The following is a 19,205-nucleotide window of genomic DNA, read 5'->3' as shown; positions in this document are numbered from 1 at the left end:
TTTAAGGAGTTAAGCCATGAAGGAAATAGCACTGAAGTTGAATGGCGAAATCAGCCGATTAACGAATAAAACGTTTAAGTTTGATGAACGTGTAGCGGAAGGCTGGTTTTCTGCTGTTTACTTTTTAAAGACAAGAGATATTGTAGAAAATCATTTACCTGATAATAAAGTAACGATGCAATTTTTTCAAAAGGACCATGCTGTGTTGTGTGGAACCGATGAAGTCATTGCTTTGATCCATACGTTTGCCGAGCACCCAGAGAAGCTTGAGATCCATTCATTGAAAGATGGGGATAAAATCAGTCCTTATGAGACAGTGCTCACGGTGACGGGACCTTATCAGTATTTTGGATTTTTAGAAGGAATCATTGATGGGATATTAGCGAGGAGAACTTCTGTCGCCACCAATGTATATAATGTCGTCAAAGCAGCTCGTTCATCGGGTAAGCAGAAGCCGATTATTTTCATGGGTGACCGGGATGATCACTTCACCCAGCAATCAGGGGATGGTTATTCTGCTTTTATCGGCGGTTCTACGGCACAAGCGACACACGCGATGAATGAATGGTGGGGGAAAGAGGGAATGGGAACCATGCCTCATGCCCTGATCCAGATGTTCAAAGGGGATGTTGTAGCGGCAACGAAAGCCTATCATCAACAATTTCCAAACGATCAGCTGATGGCCCTTGTGGATTACAACAATGATGTCATTACTGATTCATTAAAGGTAGCTCGAGAATTTGGTGATGAATTGAAGGGTGTCCGCTTAGATACTTCCCGTAACCTCGTAGATAAATATTTCTTAAGAAATCAGCACCTTATGGGTACTTTTGATCCAAGAGGAGTCAATCCTGAATTGATTTTTGCCCTCAGACGTGCTTTGGATCAGGAAGGTTACAAGCATGTGAAAATTGTAGTCAGCGGTGGATTCACCAAGGAGCGGATCCGGGCGTTTGAAGAAAAGAAAGTACCAGTTGACATGTATGGTGTCGGAGGTAGTTTATTGAAAATCGGAATCGGTTTTACAGGTGATAATGTATTGATCGATGGTGAACCAGAAGCCAAGGAAGGTAGAAGGTACAAGCATAATCCACGCTTGGAATATGTTGAATATACTGGAGCAGAAGAATGATCGCTTGAGAAAGGCACGGACAGCGTTTGTTTGTGCCTTTTGATTGGGTCATATTTACTTTTTCTGTCGTCCATTCCGTGATATGATTGGGTAATGCAGATGCGTGGTTATCGAAGCGTGCAACTTTAAATCGCATATCCATGAAGATTACATATACTATACTTAAAGTGACCCACTTTATTTTGGAGGTTCTTGTTTATGACAACTTACCATTTCATTGGTATCAAAGGAACAGGAATGAGTTCGCTTGCCCAGATTCTTCATGATTCTGGTGAGAAGGTTCAAGGATCAGATGTTGAAAAACGTTTTTTTACTCAAGAAGTTTTAGAATCTAAGAATATAGAAATTCTTCCTTTTTCAAAGGAAAACATTCAAGAAGGATTGACGATTATTGCTGGGAATGCTTTCAGTGATGATCACGAGGAAATTCAAGAAGCAAAAGAACTGGGACTGCCGTTTTATCGTTATCATGAATTTTTAGGGGAGTGGCTGCAAAACTATACAAGTATTGCAGTAACTGGCGCTCATGGTAAGACCTCAACAACAGGATTATTGGCACATGTCCTATCTGAAAATTATCCGACTTCTTATCTTATTGGAGATGGTACAGGTAAGGGGCACGAAAACAGTCAATACTTTGCTTTTGAGGCGTGTGAATATCGACGTCATTTCCTTTCCTATAAACCGGATTACGCGATCATGACGAATATTGATTTCGATCATCCTGACTATTTCAGTAGTGTGGATGATGTATTCCAGGCTTTTCAGGAAATGGCGAAACAAGTGAAAAAAGGAATCATTGCTTGTGGAGATGATGAGCATCTCCAACATATTCAAGCCAATGTACCGGTCCTCTATTATGGACTGGCAGATACAAATGATTTCCAAGCTCAGAACATAACCGAAACATCAGAAGGAACTTCATTCGATGTTTTCGTCAGAAACAACTATTATGATACCTTTACCATTCCGCAGTATGGTAACCACACCGTATTGAATGCGTTAAGTGTCATAGCATTATGTCACTATGAAAATATGCAGTCAGAGGAAATAAAAAAGCTTGCTACATTCAAGGGTGTTAAACGACGATTTACAGAAAAACAGTGGCATGACCAGATTTTAGTAGACGATTATGCCCACCATCCAATCGAAATTAATGCTACGATTGAAACGGCTCGGAAGAAATATAAAGATCGTCCCGTAGTCGCGATTTTTCAGCCTCATACGTTCACGAGAACCAAAACGTTCCTAAATGAATTTGCAGAAAGTCTGAACGAAGCAGATGAAGTTTATCTTTGCGATATCTTCGGATCTGCCAGAGAAAATGAGGGTAAATTGACTATCAATCATTTGCAGGAGTTGATTCCTGACTCCCGCGTTTTACAACTGGAAGAAGTCGATCAACTTTCAGCGCATGAAAATGGTGTGTTATTGTTCATGGGAGCAGGCGATATTCAAAAATTCCAAGAGGCTTATGAGAAGCAGAACGACTAAATGAGCATGCGGCTTTAAATATAGCCGCATGTTTTTCTTTTTTGTGCGCAATTTCAAGCTGCTGAGGATTTAATTTGCCGGAATCAGGTATCTTTTATGTGGTCAAGCCGCTTCGCTGCCCAGGCAAGTCTCGATCCTTGCCAACCACCCCCATTTGTAATAAAGGTGAAACGAACCCTATACTCAAATGGATGGTTTCTCTACCTCTAAGTAGGATCAAACTTTTATCGCAGGATAATAGCAAAAAGGAACTTTTTCGAACAAAATATCCGATTAATGAAGGAATTTCCGGATACAATAGCGAATAAGTCCATTTATAGTAGCCACTACGTTTAGAAATGTCTAATTAGGGTATAAACTAAACTATGTGGATTACATAAGAAGGAGTGTGCAGGGGGAATGATTATTATTCTGTACATTGCTGCACTAATTGCAGCAGTGGCTTTTGCTGTTCTTGTCATCTTTTTGGCGAGGACTCTGACGGCTGTGCGCCGTACGATGAACAACGTTGCTGACACACTTGAAGGTGTGGAAAAGCAAATGGAAGGAATCACCTTAGAGACAACCGAGCTCTTGAATAAAACCAATAAATTGGCTGAAGATGTAGGAGAAAAGTCACAAAAGTTGAATACTTTAGTAGACGGGGTCAAGGGAATTGGTGACACAGTTCAAGAGTTCAATCAGTCTATTCGATCTGTATCCAAAGGGCTAACCCAGTCAGCTCATGAGAACACGGATACAGCAGCCCAAGCCATGAAATGGGGGCAAGTGGCCATCAATTTGTGGAAGAAAGCAAAGAAAGAAGAGACTAAATCTTAAGGAGGAATTCGTTTATGAGTCAACAAAATCAACAAAATGGTAATGGAAGAGATTTCGTACTAGGTTCTTTAATTGGTGGACTCGTAGGAGCTGCCGTAGCCCTATTGTTCGCACCAAAATCCGGTCGTGAACTTCGTGACAATATCAATAGTAGCTCCAGTGAATGGAAAGAGCGTGCTGGAGAGTGGAAAGATGTCGCTTATGAGAAAAGTGGCGTATGGAAAGATAAAGCCGTAGAGTCTTCCTCTCAACTCTCTAAAAACGTGTCAGAGAAATCCCAGCAGTTCAGTGGAGCTGTGAAAGATAAAGTGAAAAACTTCCGTTCAAGTGAAGAAGATGAAGCTGAAAAAGCAGCTCAAGAAGTGGCAGAAGCCATTGAAGAAGCTGCACAAGAGCTTGAAAAGCAACAAGATTCTACGACATCATCTAATTTATAATGAAAAGTGAGATGGAGGTTGAACAATCAACCTCCATCTTTTCTGTTGAAGGAGGAATACATGTGAAACACGAAGTGATTAAAAGTAAAGAGGAATTTATAAACATCGTAGAAATGCATCAAGAGTTTTTCTTACTAAAGCATAGTCTCACTTGCCCGATCAGTGCTGCAGCTCAAGAGCAGTTTCTCCGTTTTACTGAAGAGACATCTGTTCCATGCTTCATACTTTATGTGCAGGATTCAAGGGAACTATCCAACCATATTGCTGAATTCACTGGAGTACGTCATGAGTCACCTCAGGTCATTCAGTTTCAAGAAGGAGAAGCTGTTTGGCATGACAGTCATTCGGCCATCACAAAAGAGAGATTATTGGAAGTCTAACTTCGTCAAGGCCTGTAAAAAAGCAGGCCTTTTTTGGTTTAGGACAGTATTGTTGATAAAGGTTAGATAAACTTTTGATAAAGAATTTCATGAAAACCCTTTATAGGGGTGACAACTGTCGAAATATTAGCTATAATTGTCCCTAATTATTTAAAGTATTCATCCATTTCATAACACTAAATTCTTGGTAGGGGGACGAACATAATGAGTAATCAAAATCTTGACCAGCTGCGTAGCCAATTAGATGATGTTAATTTACAGCTTTTGAATTTAATCAATAAACGCGGTGATCTAGTAAAGGAAATCGGTCAAATCAAGGAGCAGCAAGGGATGAACCGCTTTGATCCTGTTAGGGAAAGAGCGATGCTCAATCAATTATCTCAACATAACAAAGGTCCTTTCGAGGATTCAACAATCGTTCACTTATTCAAGGAAATCTTCAAGGCAGCTTTAGAGTTGCAAGAAGATGATCACAGGAAGGCTCTGCTTGTATCACGTAAGAAAAAGCCTGAAGACACAGTAGTAGAAATCAAGGGAGAAAAAGTCGGAAATGGATCACCCTCTTTCATTATGGGGCCTTGTTCCGTAGAAAGTTATGAACAAGTATCGACAGTTGCAAAGGCTGTTAAAGACCAAGGGCTTAAACTTTTGCGCGGAGGTGCATTCAAGCCGAGAACATCTCCTTACGACTTTCAGGGACTTGGTATTGAAGGTCTAAAAATGCTCAAGCAGGCCGCTGACGAACAAGATTTAGCGGTTGTCAGTGAAATCGTAAACCCTGCAGACTTGGAAGAAGCCCTGGATTACTTGGATGTTATCCAAATCGGTGCACGTAACATGCAAAACTTTGAACTTCTTAAAGCAGCAGGTTCTGTAAATAAACCGGTCCTATTAAAAAGAGGAATGTCTGCTACAATTTCAGAGTTCATAAATGCAGCGGAATACATCATCTCGAGAGGGAACCAGGATATCATTCTTTGCGAACGAGGCATCCGCACGTATGAAAAAGCGACAAGAAACACCCTGGATATCTCTGCTGTACCTATTTTAAAACAGGAAACTCACTTGCCTGTAATGGTGGATGTCACACACTCTACCGGTCGTCGTGATCTCCTATTACCTGCGGCGAAAGCAGCTCTAGCCATCGGTGCAGATGGAGTCATGGCAGAGGTTCACCCTGATCCAGCTGTAGCCCTGTCTGATTCAGCGCAACAAATGGATATCCCTACGTTCCATGCTTTCATGGAAGAGTTAAAAAAATAAAATAAAGACCCCCATTTTACAATTGTAATGTTTTATAGAACAAACAATGGAAGTGAAAAGTTAGGCTGGTCAGCTAGCCTAACTTTTTTTTGTTTTCAAGCTCTTCTCACGTCAGTAACTTAAATAGAGATATCAAGGGTGGGAGGTCCTTTTATCTTATTCTTTTGCAGGGAAACGGCTATCCGTTATAATAATTAGGGTATAATAATACAGAGAAAAGCTACGAATATTGCGCGGGTAAGCGATTTATCGTATGATTATCCTATTGAACAAAAATGAACGACTGGATTTGACGAAGGAGGATGCATGATGAATGTAACAATATATGATGTAGCGAGAGAGGCAAATGTATCGATGGCGACGGTTTCAAGGGTTGTGAATGGGAATCCGAATGTTAAGCCGGCGACACGTAAAAAAGTACATGACGCCATTGAAAGACTAGGGTATCGACCGAACGCGGTCGCTCGTGGATTAGCAAGTAAGAAAACGACAACCGTTGGAGTAATAATTCCTGACATCTCCAGTATTTTCTTTGCGGAACTAGCGCGGGGAATTGAAGATATCGCAACGATGTACAATTACAATATTATTCTGAGTAACTCCGATCAGAATAAAGATAAAGAGCTTCATTTAATCAATGCCATGTTAGGAAAACAAGTGGATGGCTTGATCTTCATGGGCGGAGATATTACAGAAGATCATATCCGTGAATTCAAAACTTCTTCTGTCCCTATTGCACTTGCTGCCACGGTAGATGAGACAAAAGAAACTCCATCCGTAAATATTAATTACGAAGAAGCTGCTTATGATGCAACAAAGCTGCTGCTTGAAAATAACAAACGTATTGCTTTTGTTTCTGGTCCTGAAAACACGGTCATTAATACTGAAAAAGTAGAAGGCTTTGCACGTGCTATGAAGGAAAGTGGCGAAGAACAGCCGGAAAAATGGATGGTTACAGGCGATTACTCCTATGATTCTGGCCTTGAAGCATTAGAACAGATTGTCGAGATGGACAACCAGCCAACGGCTATTTTCGTTTCTTCAGATGAGATGGCACTTGGTGTCATTCATGGTGCGCAAGACCGTGGCATTCGTGTTCCGGAGGACATAGAAGTCTTTGGTTTTGATAACACCCGCCTAGCTACGATGGTGCGTCCGACGCTTTCTACAGTCGTGCAGCCAATGTATGATATTGGTGCCGTGGCCATGCGTCTTCTTACGAAATTCATGAATAAAGAAGAAGTGGAAGAGCAGAATGTCATTTTGCCGCATAGAATTATCGAAAGAAACTCAACTCAGCAGAAATAGTACCGATATATGTACTATAAGGTACTTGTTCGAAACTGAGGTGAGAGTGGAATGACAAAAAAAGATTTATTGACTCCCATCGGAATTACAGTCGGTTTTGCCATGGTCATGTTTGGGATCATGGCAAACGCTGGTTTCGGAGGATTTAAGTCGTTTATTCAAGTGTCTTCGATCTTAATCGTTCTTGGGGGGCTTGCAGCAGCGATTCTAGTAAACTTCAATATGAGAGAAGTGAAGCTGACGTTCCGTGTAACTAAAGAGGCTTTTAAAACGAGTGACTTGAATTTAAGAGAATTGATTTCCTTGTTTGTAAGCTTATCTGAAAAAGCAAGGAGAGAGGGTTTACTTGCTCTTGAGACAGAACTGGAAGAAGTGGAAGATCCCTTTATTAAGAAAGGAATCCTTCTTGCTGTAGATGGTATTGAACCAGAGGTCATCAATGACATTATGAAAGCAGAAATCGTGGCCGTTGAAGAGCGTCATCAAAGAGGGAGAGCTATCATTGAGAAGGCAGGAGAATATGCCCCGGCGTGGGGAATGATTGGGACATTGATTGGTCTCGTCCTTATGCTGCAAAGCTTATCCAATCCTGCAACACTTGGTCCTCAAATGGCTGTAGCCCTGCTTACTACTTTTTATGGTACATTGCTTGCCAACCTTGTCTTTATCCCAATGGCTGGAAAGCTTGAAAACAAAACGTATGAAGAGATATTCATAAAACAAGTTATCATTGAAGGTGTTATTGGTGTGCAGTCTGGGCAGAATCCTAAAATTCTGGAAGAAAAACTGAGCGCATTTTTATCTGAAAGTGATAAGAAAGTAGAAGAAAAGGAACAAGTAGAGGAAGATCCATTAGGAGCTACTGCTAATGAATCTTAAGCGTAGAAGGGAAAAGAATAAAGGCGCACCCAAATGGATGACTACATACGCGGATATGATTACACTGGTACTTGTGTTTTTCATTCTTTTATTCTCCATGTCTCAAATTAATTTAGTAAAATTTGAAGCCATAGCAGAGTCCTTCCGTAACCGGATGATTTTTGACTTTTATCCATCAGCTATCGAGAGCGACTATCCAACAGAACAGACGAAAATTCAAGAGAACGGGGAAAAAAACAATGAGTTTGAAGACCCTGTAGATACGCCTGATCATGTGGCCTCTAAAGAGGATGAGCAGACGGAAGATCTTGAAGCGTTAAAAGAAGAAGTCGATGAATATCTTAAAGAGAACAACTTGAGTGACATCATTGCAGCTACTCAAACAGAGCGGGGGATTGTACTGGTCTTAGAAGAACAGTTGCTGTTTGAAACGAGCCGTGCTGAAATCCTTGATGGGGCAAAACCTTTCTTAACGAAAGTCGGTACCCTCTTAACGAATATTCCGAATTTCGTTAAAGTAGAGGGGCATACCGATAATCGGCAGATCAATACTTATCGTTATCCCTCAAATTGGGAGTTATCTGGTGCTAGAGCCAGCAGCGTCATCCGCTATATCCTTACAAACACGGAAGGGTTAGACCCCAAGCGTTTTACTGCTGTCGCTTATGCAGAAACAAGACCTGTAGCACCGAATGATTCAGAAAAAAATTGGAGTAAAAATCGGAGAGTGGAAATTGTGATTCTTGACCCGGATTACGAAAGCTCCTCTACTTAATGAAAGCCACTACTGCAAGAGAGTAGTGGCTTTTTTTACATAGAATTAGTATTGAACTTCTTCTGATTGTGGATTAATTGTAAGGCTTTTGCTAACACTTTTTTATTTTTTTCTGTTATTTCTTCCCGGCGCGGAATTGGTTTGAATGCATGAGGGGGGTCATGCCAGGTTTCCATCAAGTCCACCGGAGCCTCTTTTTGCCATTTTTGAACCCATTCCACTGGGAGGGCCCCCTGGAAAGGGGTTTGATCATTCATTACCTTCCAAATTTGTGCCCAGGCTCGTGGGACCACTCGCCAGATGTCATACCCGCCTCCTCCAAGAGCAATCCATTTCCCTTCACAGTATTCATGAGCAAGTTCATGAGCCAGTTTTGGGATAGCTTCGTAAATTTTCATCGTGGAGCATAAGTGAGTTAAAGGATCAAAATGATGAGCATCTGCACCGTTTTGAGTAACAATGACATCCGGTTTGAAGAAATCGACAATTTCTCTGAAAGCGGATTCATAAACACTTAAAAAAGATTCATCTTCTGTAAAAGCATCGATGGGGATATTAAACGAATAACCGTACCCCTCTTTTAGTCCACGTTCATTGACGTTGCCAGTGCCAGGAAAGAGGTATCGCCCTGTTTCATGAATGGAAAAAGTGCACACGTTCGGATCGTCATAAAATGCCCACTGTACACCATCCCCGTGGTGCGCATCGGTATCCACATACAAAACTTTAGCCTTGTACTTTTCTCGGATATATTTAATGCCTACGGCTCCATCATTATAGATGCAAAAACCAGAGGCTTTACGTTCAAAGCCATGGTGCAAACCACCGCCAAGATTCAATGCGTGCTGCACTTTTCCTTCCATAACTGCATCTATGGCAGATAATGTACTTCCAACAAGCAACTGGGACGCTTTATGCATGCCTTTAAAAATTGGCGTATCTTCGGTGCCGATCCCGAACTCCATACCCTCATCTTCTGTCAATAACCCCTGCCCTGCTTTTTTGACAGCTTCAATATACTTTTTGCTGTGCGCAAGCGACAATTCCTCTTCTGTGGCCAAGCGTGGAGCAATGATGTCCTTCTCAGATAACGCACCTGCAGATTCTAACAAATCTTTTGTCATCACCACACGCATTTGATTGAAAGGATGATCGTCGCGAAAGCGGTATGTCGTAAATTCTTCGGAGTACACAAATCCAGCATGACAGGTCATGATGGAATCCCTGGCATTTGAGGCCACAGTACTTCATAGCCTTCAGATTTCAAGTCCTCAATCGTAGGCAGGGGATTCATGGTTTGGATCCTTACCACTATGATTTTATATTTGGGATCCGGTTTATAGGGATAGATGAGGACAGAGCTGATATTCACTTTTCTTTTACCGAACACTTGAGTTACTTGAGGCAGTATTCCGGGTTTGTTGATCACTTTAACTTCAATCTGTGAACTTTGGACATGAGTTCCCGTCAGTTGAATGAGCGTGTACAACATGTCCTTTTCCGTTATAATTCCTACCAGTTTTTCATCTCGAGTCACAGGGACACAGGCAATTTCCTGCTCATAAAAAATGGAGGCCACTTCTTCAACAAAATCCAGCGGATGCACTGTTGTTACGGGCGAGGTCATGATGGATCGGATTGGATTTTTCAGCTCTTCATGAGCGGTTTCTTTGTCAAAAACTGAAGGACTTGCATCTCTGACATCACGGTCTGAGACGATGCCAATGACTTCATTTTCTTCGTTGATGATTGGGATATGACGAATATGATGTTCGTGAAGGAGTTTCAAAGCTTTTTCAATGGTTTCTTCAGGCGAAAGGGTAATGACTTTCTCTTTCATGATTTCTTCCACTAACATATGACTACCTCCTCGTGCGATATTGATGCCTTGTTAAGAACCTCAATTTATCAAATTGTTCAACAGATGAATCAGAGACATGGTTTCCTATCTTCACCATCAAGCAGTTTGCAGGATGGGATATGATTTCTGGATCGTCAGTAGGAGAGGGAGTAAGTCCTCCTGCTGCCATCATTTTTTCCATGACTTTTCGATAATCCCATATGTTCAGTCCTGTACCTTTAAGATCCCAGTGCCAATAATATTCTGTAGAAATGATGATATAGTTTTCCATATATTCATCCATCATGGAGACTTTTAATAGACGCGAGCCAATTCGATAGCCGCGGAATTTTGGTATGACTTCAATTGCTCCAAGCTCTATGAGGTCTTCCATATTTCCTTCTGACCAACGTTCAAGAGGATCTGGATGGAGATAGGTAACATAACCGATGATTTCCTCATTGTGCCTCGCAATAATAATACGTCCTTCTTCGAAGTCTGCAATCCCTTTAATGGCCTCAAATTGTTTTTCCGGGGGACGGAAGGCCGTCAAACCTTCATGGAACGTGTACTTCTCTAGATCTTCAGAGGGCAATGGACCTTCTACGATGACAGGTCCATGTTCTGTGTCAAATGCCTCGTAATGATACGTCTTTTCATGATTCATTCAGCCACCACCTGACATAGATTAATAGATTAATTTGCTAATTTCCTCCATTATACATGAAACCATGCTTGTTTTTCATGATGTATGAAAAAATCCGACCGGCAAGCCGATCGGATTTTAATTCATGATTTAATTTTCCTGAGAATCTGATACATCATCTGCTCCAGAATCATTACCTTCTGACCCGTCACCAGAGTCAGAATCCTCTTCAGAGTCAGAACCGGAACCATCTCCAGTGCCATCGTCAGATCCTTCTCCGCCAGAGTCCTCACCGGAGTTCCCTTCGGAGTTATCGTCTCCAGATCCACTGTCTCCAGAATCATTGTTTCCAGATCCCTCACTATCGTTTGCCTGTCCACCATCTGAATTTCCTTCATCATTCCCAGAATTATTTCCATTCGAATCGTTGGAATCTTCGTCCCCATCATTGGAAGATCCGCTATTGGAAGAATCATTGCCTGAGTTTGAATTTCCTCCTGAGTTATTAGAGGAGGTGCCTTCATCATCTGAAGGTTCTGGTGCGCCGGGATTTCCTACAGTCGTCGTTCCGGATAATCCCGAAGACTGACCGAAGTAATCTACGGCTCTTACGGCATAAATTCCGCTTCCTCCTGAGAATCCAAGAGAATTGTCGACTGTACTTCCAATTTGAGTGAATGATCCTCCTGGTGTAGAAGCGCGATAAACGCGGTATCCTACAACATCACTGCTGGAGGAAGGTGACCAGGAAATGGCCGATCCACTAGCGCTCACGGACCCTGGTGCCGCTGGTGCCTGTCCATCATTATCAATGGAAGAAGCGGTCGATCCGATACTATCCGTAGAAGGAAGAGCCACATTGGACCATGCGCCTGAATTCGGCAAGAGTTCTTTTAATACTTCAGAGCTTGTGTACCCATTTTCTTCTAAGAATTCAGGGCTGAGAGTAACGCCTCCACCATCAATAATGAATTCACCAGGTGTATTCGGACCTGCTAAGACCAGTTGATCTTTGACACGGACAAAATCACCGCTGATCAAGCTGTCGTCTACTTTTGTTGGTGCATAGTCGGCATCGTATAGATCGCTCTTGGCAAGCCCAACAGAAGAGCATAGGTCAGAGGCCAGCAGTCCTGATGTGGCGCAATATGAACGCGTCACCAAACCACCCGGGCTTTGGAAGTCGTTCTTTGGAACCATTAATTCTGGTCGGAGTTCAGACACGGCATTGACAACGTCCGCCCATAAGCCCTGCGTACGTGAGTTGTAGTTTAAGTTCTGCATGTTTCCTTCTGCAAAACCAGTCCACATGCCGACCGTAACATTAGGGTTTGTCGCTACAAACCAGGAATCTCTGGTCGATTGTGACGTTCCGGTTTTGCCAGCCCAGTCGACGCCTCTATTGTAAAGCAAACCACGGACCCTAGAACCTGTTCCATATTCCAATACATCACGCATGACATCAATAGTAAGGTAAGCTGCCTGCGGGCTGTACACTTCTGTTTCTTCCGCTTGATGTTCATAGATGGTATCTCCGTCTTTTGTTTCTATTTTTTCTATCATATACGCATCAACGAATTTACCCTTATTTCCAAATGTAGCATAAGCGTTTACGTTATTTTCTACTGTAATTCCGTACCTAAGTCCACCAAGTGCCATTGACTCATTCGTGTAGTCATCTTTAACTAAATTCTCTTCCATTCCCATTTTAACTAAATAGTTTTCTACAGGCTTTTGAGATTGAATTTTTTTGTATTGTTTTACTGCAGGAACGTTATATGATTTGGCAAGGGCATAACGTGCAGAGACAAACCCTCTATGGTTTCTCGAGAAGTTACGAACTTCCTTCCCGCTATTATAGTAAAAAGGAACATCTGCAATTACAGAACCAGGCTGAGCTGCCCCCATGTCGAAACTAGGGCCATAGACCAGTAATGGCTTCATGGTACTTCCGTTAGAACGGCGGGCCTGCGTTGCGTGGTTGAGGTTTTCTTCTTCAAAATCATATCCACCGATGAAACCATAAATCTTGCCTGTGGAGTTTTCAATAATTATACTTCCCAGCTGGAGAGGCGAATCAACCTTGACCTTCTCCCCTTCACTGTTCAAGACCGTTTCTTTACCCCATGGCCAGTTACCTTCAGTATAGGAATCTCTCACTTTCTGCATAGCATCATAGACTTCTTTGTCTAGTGTGGTATGAATCTGGTATCCTCCGGCAGAAAGTTCACGCTCTGCCATCGTCTCATATTCCTCACTTAACTCGTCGTCTTCTGCAAGGTCTTTTTCGGTATGACCGTTTTCTTTCATTAAGTGATCTTTAATGAGTGCTTTCGCTCTACCTTGGACTTCCTGGTTAATAGCAGGATAAGTACCCAGAACCGTAGCTTTTGGATCTGTTAATGTTTCTTCATTAATCTCGAACTTCATCGCTTCATCATACTCTGCCTGAGTGATGTATTCAGCCTCATGCATACGTTCAAGAACTTCGTGCATGCGGTCGATTCCCGCTTCTAAATTTTCTGGTTCTTTTATCGATCCGTCATTATAGAAAGGGGTATATCCGAAGGGTGATTGAGGTAATCCTGCAATATAAGCGGATTGTGCTAATGTTAAATCTTTAGCATCCACTCCAAAAATTCCTTGAGCTGCTGTTTGTACGCCTGCCACATTTTGACCATTCGCATTCCTGCCAAAAGGTACGATGTTTAAATAGGCTTCCAAAATCTCATCTTTATCAAGGAATCGTTCGATTCTTAAAGCCAGCAGCATTTCTTTGGCTTTACGTTCAAACGATACTTCGTTCGTCAGGATTTGGTTTTTGACCAGCTGTTGGGTCAAGGTACTTCCACCTGTTTTGACGGAGGAGTTGGTCACTTCCTGAACAACAGCCCGCATGACCGCTTTCGGAACCACACCTTTGTGTTCTCCGAAATATTCATCCTCTGTCGCAATTACAGCATTTCTTAAATGTTCATTAATCTGCTCTAATTGGACTTCTTCACGATAGAGATCCGACCTGACATCTCCAATCTCTGTTTTTTCATCGTTGAAGAACATGGTTGAGGTTTCCGAATAGTTATAAATCGTTTCTTTCATTTGCTCTTCGCTTCTGACCTCTTCATCTTTCACAAGAGAAGCGAAATAGCCGGCGCCTACACCACCTGCGAAGAATAACCCGATAACACCGATGATGATAAAAAATAAGATGACGTTCCATACGACATCATAGGTGATCCGGCCATTTTTCTGGATGGTGCCACTCTGCCATAAAGAGCGTATATCCAGCTTTTTTCGCCCGTTTTCCGGTTTATTAGACATGATAATACCTCCTAAAAAATCCACCAATATTATAACACACCCAAGGAAGATAGGATATAATTCTCCTCCTGGTTTATTGCTTTTTGGGTTGTGTTGTGATAAATATATACGTAGATGAATATATGTGCGTTGAAGGACTGGAGTAAAAAACAATTCCCTGTTTCAGAGAGCCGATGGTGGGTGAGAGTCGGTACACAGTTGTTTTTGAATTACGACCTGGAGCATTCTTCTGGTATGAATCAGAAGACGGTGAAATGCCGTTATCGATCGGAGTGGCACATGATACGTGTGTGCAACAAGGGTGGTACCGCGAGACCTCGTCCCTTTTTACAGGGAGCGAGGTCTTTTTTTGTATTCAGAAAATTCATCTCTTAGACCTTAGCACAAGTCTATCTATTAAAGAATGAGGAGTGATCCAATGGATATTTTGAAGGATTTGCAACAACGTGGTTTGATCAATCAGATGACAGACGAAGAAGGTTTAAAAAAACACCTGGCGTCAGAACAAGTAACACTTTACTGCGGCTTTGATCCGACAGCGGACAGTCTTCATATTGGACACCTGCTTCCAGTACTCATGTTGAAAAGATTCCAGCAAGCAGGGCACCGTCCGATTGCGCTTGTCGGTGGCGGTACGGGAATGATCGGGGACCCGAGTGGCCGCTCAAGTGAAAGACAATTGAACAGTGCAGAGGTTGTTCAGGGATACAGTGAGAGTATTAAAGAACAATTAGCGAGAATCCTGAATTTTGATGAAGGAGAAAATGCGGCGGTTGCGCGCAATAACCATGAATGGTTATCTCAAATGACCATTATCGATTTCCTCCGGGATACCGGGAAACATTTTGGAATCAACTATATGTTGGCGAAAGATTCTGTAGAGTCCCGTATTGAACAGGGGATCAGTTATACAGAATTCTCTTACATGATCTTGCAGTCTCTTGACTTCCAACAGTTGTATCAAAAAGAAAATTGCACGCTTCAAATCGGTGGAAGCGATCAGTGGGGGAACATTACAGCCGGTCTTGAACTGCTGAGACGATCTGCAGCTGGAGAAGAAGAAGTGGAAGCCTATGGTTTGACTGTCCCATTGATTACGAAAGCGGATGGATCAAAATTCGGGAAGACGGCTGGTGGAGCCATCTGGCTTGATCCTGAGAAAACATCTCCTTACGAATTCTATCAGTTCTGGATCAACGCAGATGACCGGGATGTCATCCGCTTCTTGAAGTATTTCACCTTCTTAAGCGTAGAAGAAATCACTGAGTTGGAAAAAGAGGTAGAAAGCCAGCCTGAAAAGCGTGTGGCTCAACGTCGTCTCGCTGAAGAAATGACCAAGCTCGTTCATGATGAGGAAGCCTTGAAACAGGCGGAGCGCATTTCTGCGGCTTTATTCAGTGGAGATATCAAAGCTTTATCAGGCGCAGAAATCGAGCAAGGATTTAAAGATGTGCCGACTTACCATTCCGAAGAAAAAGAACCGCAGCTGCTCGATCTGCTCGTGGATGCAGGCATTTCTTCTTCCAAGCGTCAGGCGCGCGAGGACATCGGTAATGGGGCCGTTTACATTAACGGAGAACGGAATCAGGATCTTAAGCATACAATCGGTGAGGAAGATCGTATTGAGGATCGCTTTACCATTATCCGCCGTGGAAAGAAAAAGTATTTCTTGGTTAAGTTCCAATAACAAAGCAAAGAGGCGGACCGTTGTGGTCCGCCTCTTTATTTATGGATTACTTAGAGGAGCGTAATTCCTTTTCCATTTAATGAAAATAAAAAGCGCCTCTGAAATGTAAATAACATTCCAAAGACGCTTTATCGTTGATCTGCAAGAGCAGATATTAACGAGAGTAGAATTCAACGATAAGTGCTTCGTTGATTTCAGAAGGAAGCTCAGAACGCTCAGGGAAACGAGTGTACGTTCCTTCACGCTTGTCTTCGTCGAAAGTAAGATATTCTGGTACGAAGTTGTTTACTTCGATCGCTTCTTCTACGACGTTAAGCTTTTGAGATTTTTCACGAAGGCTGATCATTTGACCAGGAGCTACGCGGTAAGATGGGATATCAACGCGACCGCCATCTACTGTAACGTGACCGTGAGTAACTAGCTGACGAGCTTGGTTGCGCGTACGAGCTAGACCTAGACGGTAAACGATATTATCCAAACGGGATTCAAGAAGGATCATGAAGTTTTCACCGTGGATCCCTTTCATGTTACCCGCTTCTTCAAACAAGCGACGGAATTGACGCTCAGTCAAACCGTACATGAAACGAAGCTTTTGCTTCTCTTGTAGTTGAAGACCGAATTCGGATAGTTTTTTACGTTGGTTTGGACCGTGTTGTCCAGGAGCGTAAGGGCGCTTTTCAAGCTCCTTACCAGTTCCGCTTAAAGAAATACCATAACGACGTGATTTTTTCCAGGTTGGACCTGTGTAACGTGCCATAGGAATTTCCTCCTTTTTATTTTATTTTGCATAAAATAAAAACAGTGTGTCCCTTCGATCATTGCTCATTATGTTTTCATGCACCTTCGCCCCAGCAGCAGAGAGTTACACGATGCACCTCAAAGAGAGGAACAAAATGATGACAATGGTGGTTCACATAGGCTGCCATTTATTTTACACAACGAACATTGTAATCCTTATAGATACGGAAGTCAAGGGGATGGAAATAAAAAAGGTGTCGAGTATGGAAGAGTGGATCGTAGAAATATAGTGATTATAGTATTTTTTATATTTATTGGGGGAATCCCCATGTTGGTGAAAGGACCCATTATGGTTCGTACCTATCGTTTTTCTGGTGTTTATGCCGATGTTCCTGATAGATGCAGTTTGAAAAAGGGAAGGTTGGCTGATTCCAGGCAAACAAATCTAGAATGATATAATAGTAAACAGGTAATAAGATAAATTTTTACATATTCAAGGTCGTTTTTGGGATTAAAGTAGTGGTACAATATACTCAAAATGTTTGTTAGGGAAGATAGGTGAGTCGAATGATTGTCCAATCCCTCATCAAGAAGAGAATGGAAAAACTGCAAAGTCGTCTGTTCCGATATTTTGTTTCAGAATCACCCTATACGTATGAACAGTTTGTTGTCAACCTGACTGATGAAATAAAGAAATTTTCCGGTGCCTCTTTTTGTGCTATATATTTGCTGGATGAATGGAAAGGGTGGTTTCAAATCCATTCAAAGGACAGGTACATGAGAGAATCACTGAGAAGTCATTTTTCTCTCCATGATTTATATACCCAGACGCCGAATCAATCCGACCTACAACATATTATAAATGTGAAAGAAGTGGGGTCTTCGTTGCGGGTCACCTCACTACACTCTGGGGGAAATGTCTTTGGTTATCTGGTTCTGAAGGGAGTGGCTGCCATACATATGCAGGAGGATTTACTGCATGCGATTGGGTCAGAGGTTACGAAATGTATTAAAAAGATTGAAGGGTTTTACACGTCCATGGAGGAAGAGAAGAAATACGAGTTGTTATACAAAGTAACTTCTCACTTCCATTCCTCTATCGATACAGATGGTGTGTTAAAAGAAATTATTGAAACTCTAAGAAAAACCTATCGGGATTTTCAATACTATTTATTATTGTCGAATGATTACACGAAAGATAATGACCTCCCTGTCCGCGAGCTCACATATGACATTGATTTTGAGTCCAGTGCAAGTACACAGGCTTATTTAACAGGCGAAGTACAAATGGAAGACCATCTGGTAGAAAAGCGATCGATTCTATACGCTCCTCTTAAAGGAAAACAAGGCATTTATGGAGTTTTGAAAGTTGTAACCCCGGGATATTTACATTTTCCAAAAAAAGATATCGAATTTTTCATTTTCATAGCAAACACAGCGGGGAAGGCACTTGAAAATGCTCAGCTCTATCAGCAATCAAGAAAGTTAAATAGTGATTTGCAATTGATTAACTCTACATCACAAAAACTTAACTCCAATATGCGATTAACTGAAAAGATTCGTTATATGGCTTATAAAATTCAACAGTCTTTTGATGCGGGTGAAGTCGGTTTTGTTACATACGAAGAACCCGCGATTCCCAACGTTCTAGAGGGGAGTACAGAATATTTCGCTTCGTCTGACTCCAGACCACTTATCCACTATGTAAAAGAATCCATATCTCATCAAGAGGGCCCGCTTTTCATAGGTGATTTGGATGCAAAGCCCATCGAACATGTTTTGCCTTACCGTTCTCTGATGGCTGTTCCAATGAAAGACCACGAACATATCAGCGGTCTTGCAATTGTCCTCCAGAAAGATCCATATTTTTTTACGTTTGAGTCATTCAAACTTCTGCAATCGCTTGTCGCTCATTCTACGCTTGCTTTTGCGAATTCAATCCTGAGAGAAAAGTTAGAGAAAGCGGTCATCACTGATTATCTAACCAAACTTCATTCAAGGGTTCATTTAGACCAATGCGTGGAGAAACATGTCAAAAATGATGAGCAAGGTAGTTTGATTCTCTTTGATATCGATAATTTTAAGAATATCAATGATACCTATGGTCATCAGGTGGGGGACGAAGTTATTTGTCAGGTCGCTGATATTATCAAAGCAGTGATAGGGAATCATGGTCTTTCTGCACGGTGGGGTGGAGAAGAACTAGCGGTTTACCTTCCGATGCTTCCATCTGAAAAAGCCCACGATTTGACCGAAATGATCCGTGAAAAGATAGCGATGTCTACTTCCCCTGCTGTAACTGTTTCCTGTGGGATTGCTCCGTGGAAGGCAGAATGGGTCAGACCTACTCGGAAACAAATTGTCCAACAGGCGGATCAAGCTTTATATAAAGCCAAAAGTTCAGGAAGAAATCGAATTGTAACGGCTCATCCAATAAAAGAAAGAAGCTGACAAAGAAGCCGCTGGAGTGTTTTCTGCTCCAGCGG

16 protein-coding genes and 1 other annotated feature are annotated in these 19,205 nt (G+C 42.0%); of the genes, 11 read left to right on the top strand and 5 right to left on the bottom strand.

What is annotated here, in order from left to right; all coding sequences use genetic code 11:
• Nucleotides 1-16: 16 nt before the first annotated feature.
• From GLW00_RS17685 to motS, 9 genes are all read left to right on the top strand, one after another.
• Nucleotides 17-1,132, top strand: a complete 1,116-nt coding sequence (locus tag GLW00_RS17685; protein WP_160916309.1) for a nicotinate phosphoribosyltransferase — start codon at nucleotides 17-19, stop codon at nucleotides 1,130-1,132.
• A 198-nt stretch (nucleotides 1,133-1,330) separates the two neighbouring features.
• Complete coding sequence (gene murC, locus GLW00_RS17680; protein WP_160916307.1) at nucleotides 1,331-2,626, top strand: UDP-N-acetylmuramate--L-alanine ligase; 1,296 nt, start codon at nucleotides 1,331-1,333, stop codon at nucleotides 2,624-2,626.
• 399 nt (nucleotides 2,627-3,025) lie between these two features.
• Nucleotides 3,026-3,445, top strand: a complete 420-nt coding sequence (locus GLW00_RS17675) for a DUF948 domain-containing protein (protein ID WP_089650496.1) — start codon at nucleotides 3,026-3,028, stop codon at nucleotides 3,443-3,445.
• A 14-nt stretch (nucleotides 3,446-3,459) separates the two neighbouring features.
• A complete protein-coding gene (locus GLW00_RS17670; protein ID WP_160916305.1) occupies nucleotides 3,460-3,882 on the top strand; it encodes a YtxH domain-containing protein in 423 nt (140 codons plus the stop codon).
• A 62-nt stretch (nucleotides 3,883-3,944) separates the two neighbouring features.
• Nucleotides 3,945-4,262, top strand: a complete 318-nt coding sequence (ytxJ, locus tag GLW00_RS17665; RefSeq protein ID WP_160916303.1) for a bacillithiol system redox-active protein YtxJ — start codon at nucleotides 3,945-3,947, stop codon at nucleotides 4,260-4,262.
• A gap of 204 nt (nucleotides 4,263-4,466) precedes the next feature.
• Nucleotides 4,467-5,525 (top strand): bifunctional 3-deoxy-7-phosphoheptulonate synthase/chorismate mutase, encoded by a 1,059-nt coding sequence (locus GLW00_RS17660; RefSeq protein WP_160916301.1) that lies wholly within the window; start codon nucleotides 4,467-4,469, stop codon nucleotides 5,523-5,525.
• A 309-nt stretch (nucleotides 5,526-5,834) separates the two neighbouring features.
• A complete protein-coding gene (ccpA, locus tag GLW00_RS17655; protein WP_160916299.1) occupies nucleotides 5,835-6,833 on the top strand; it encodes a catabolite control protein A in 999 nt (332 codons plus the stop codon).
• 51 nt (nucleotides 6,834-6,884) lie between these two features.
• Complete coding sequence (gene motP / locus GLW00_RS17650) at nucleotides 6,885-7,712, top strand: flagellar motor protein MotP (protein ID WP_160916297.1); 828 nt, start codon at nucleotides 6,885-6,887, stop codon at nucleotides 7,710-7,712.
• On the top strand, nucleotides 7,702-8,487 hold the full coding sequence (gene motS / locus GLW00_RS17645) for a flagellar motor protein MotS (RefSeq protein WP_160916295.1): 786 nt from the start codon (nucleotides 7,702-7,704) through the stop codon (nucleotides 8,485-8,487). Before motP ends, motS begins: the two co-directional genes overlap by 11 nt.
• Before the next feature lie 35 nt (nucleotides 8,488-8,522).
• Here the strand turns inward: motS and GLW00_RS17640 are convergent, their stop codons facing one another.
• The 4 genes from GLW00_RS17640 to GLW00_RS17625 form a co-directional block, all read right to left on the bottom strand.
• Entirely contained in the window at nucleotides 8,523-9,701 is a 1,179-nt protein-coding gene (locus tag GLW00_RS17640) for an acetoin utilization protein AcuC (RefSeq protein WP_160916294.1), read from the bottom strand.
• A complete protein-coding gene (locus GLW00_RS17635) occupies nucleotides 9,698-10,345 on the bottom strand; it encodes an acetoin utilization AcuB family protein (protein ID WP_160916292.1) in 648 nt (215 codons plus the stop codon). Before GLW00_RS17635 ends, GLW00_RS17640 begins: the two co-directional genes overlap by 4 nt.
• Before the next feature lie 4 nt (nucleotides 10,346-10,349).
• Entirely contained in the window at nucleotides 10,350-10,994 is a 645-nt protein-coding gene (locus GLW00_RS17630; RefSeq protein WP_160916290.1) for a GNAT family N-acetyltransferase, read from the bottom strand.
• A gap of 129 nt (nucleotides 10,995-11,123) precedes the next feature.
• Nucleotides 11,124-14,294, bottom strand: a complete 3,171-nt coding sequence (locus tag GLW00_RS17625; protein WP_160916288.1) for a transglycosylase domain-containing protein — start codon at nucleotides 14,292-14,294, stop codon at nucleotides 11,124-11,126.
• A gap of 120 nt (nucleotides 14,295-14,414) precedes the next feature.
• Nucleotides 14,415-14,622 (top strand) — a binding site (T-box leader).
• Between the two features lie 90 nt (nucleotides 14,623-14,712).
• Between GLW00_RS17625 and tyrS the strand changes: the two genes are divergently transcribed.
• Entirely contained in the window at nucleotides 14,713-15,981 is a 1,269-nt protein-coding gene (gene tyrS / locus GLW00_RS17620; protein WP_160916286.1) for a tyrosine--tRNA ligase, read from the top strand.
• 154 nt (nucleotides 15,982-16,135) lie between these two features.
• Here the strand turns inward: tyrS and rpsD are convergent, their stop codons facing one another.
• Entirely contained in the window at nucleotides 16,136-16,738 is a 603-nt protein-coding gene (gene rpsD, locus GLW00_RS17615; RefSeq protein WP_160916284.1) for a 30S ribosomal protein S4, read from the bottom strand.
• A gap of 548 nt (nucleotides 16,739-17,286) precedes the next feature.
• On the opposite strand from rpsD, the gene GLW00_RS17610 reads away from it, so the two are divergent.
• Nucleotides 17,287-19,170, top strand: a complete 1,884-nt coding sequence (locus tag GLW00_RS17610) for a sensor domain-containing diguanylate cyclase (RefSeq protein WP_160916282.1) — start codon at nucleotides 17,287-17,289, stop codon at nucleotides 19,168-19,170.
• Nucleotides 19,171-19,205: the final 35 nt, after the last annotated feature.

Origin of the sequence: Halobacillus litoralis (genome assembly GCF_009856445.1) — a bacterium.
In the GTDB taxonomy this organism is placed as follows: Bacteria; Bacillota; Bacilli; order Bacillales; family Halobacillaceae; genus Halobacillus; species Halobacillus litoralis.
This window is presented reverse-complemented; position numbering and strand designations above follow the sequence as displayed.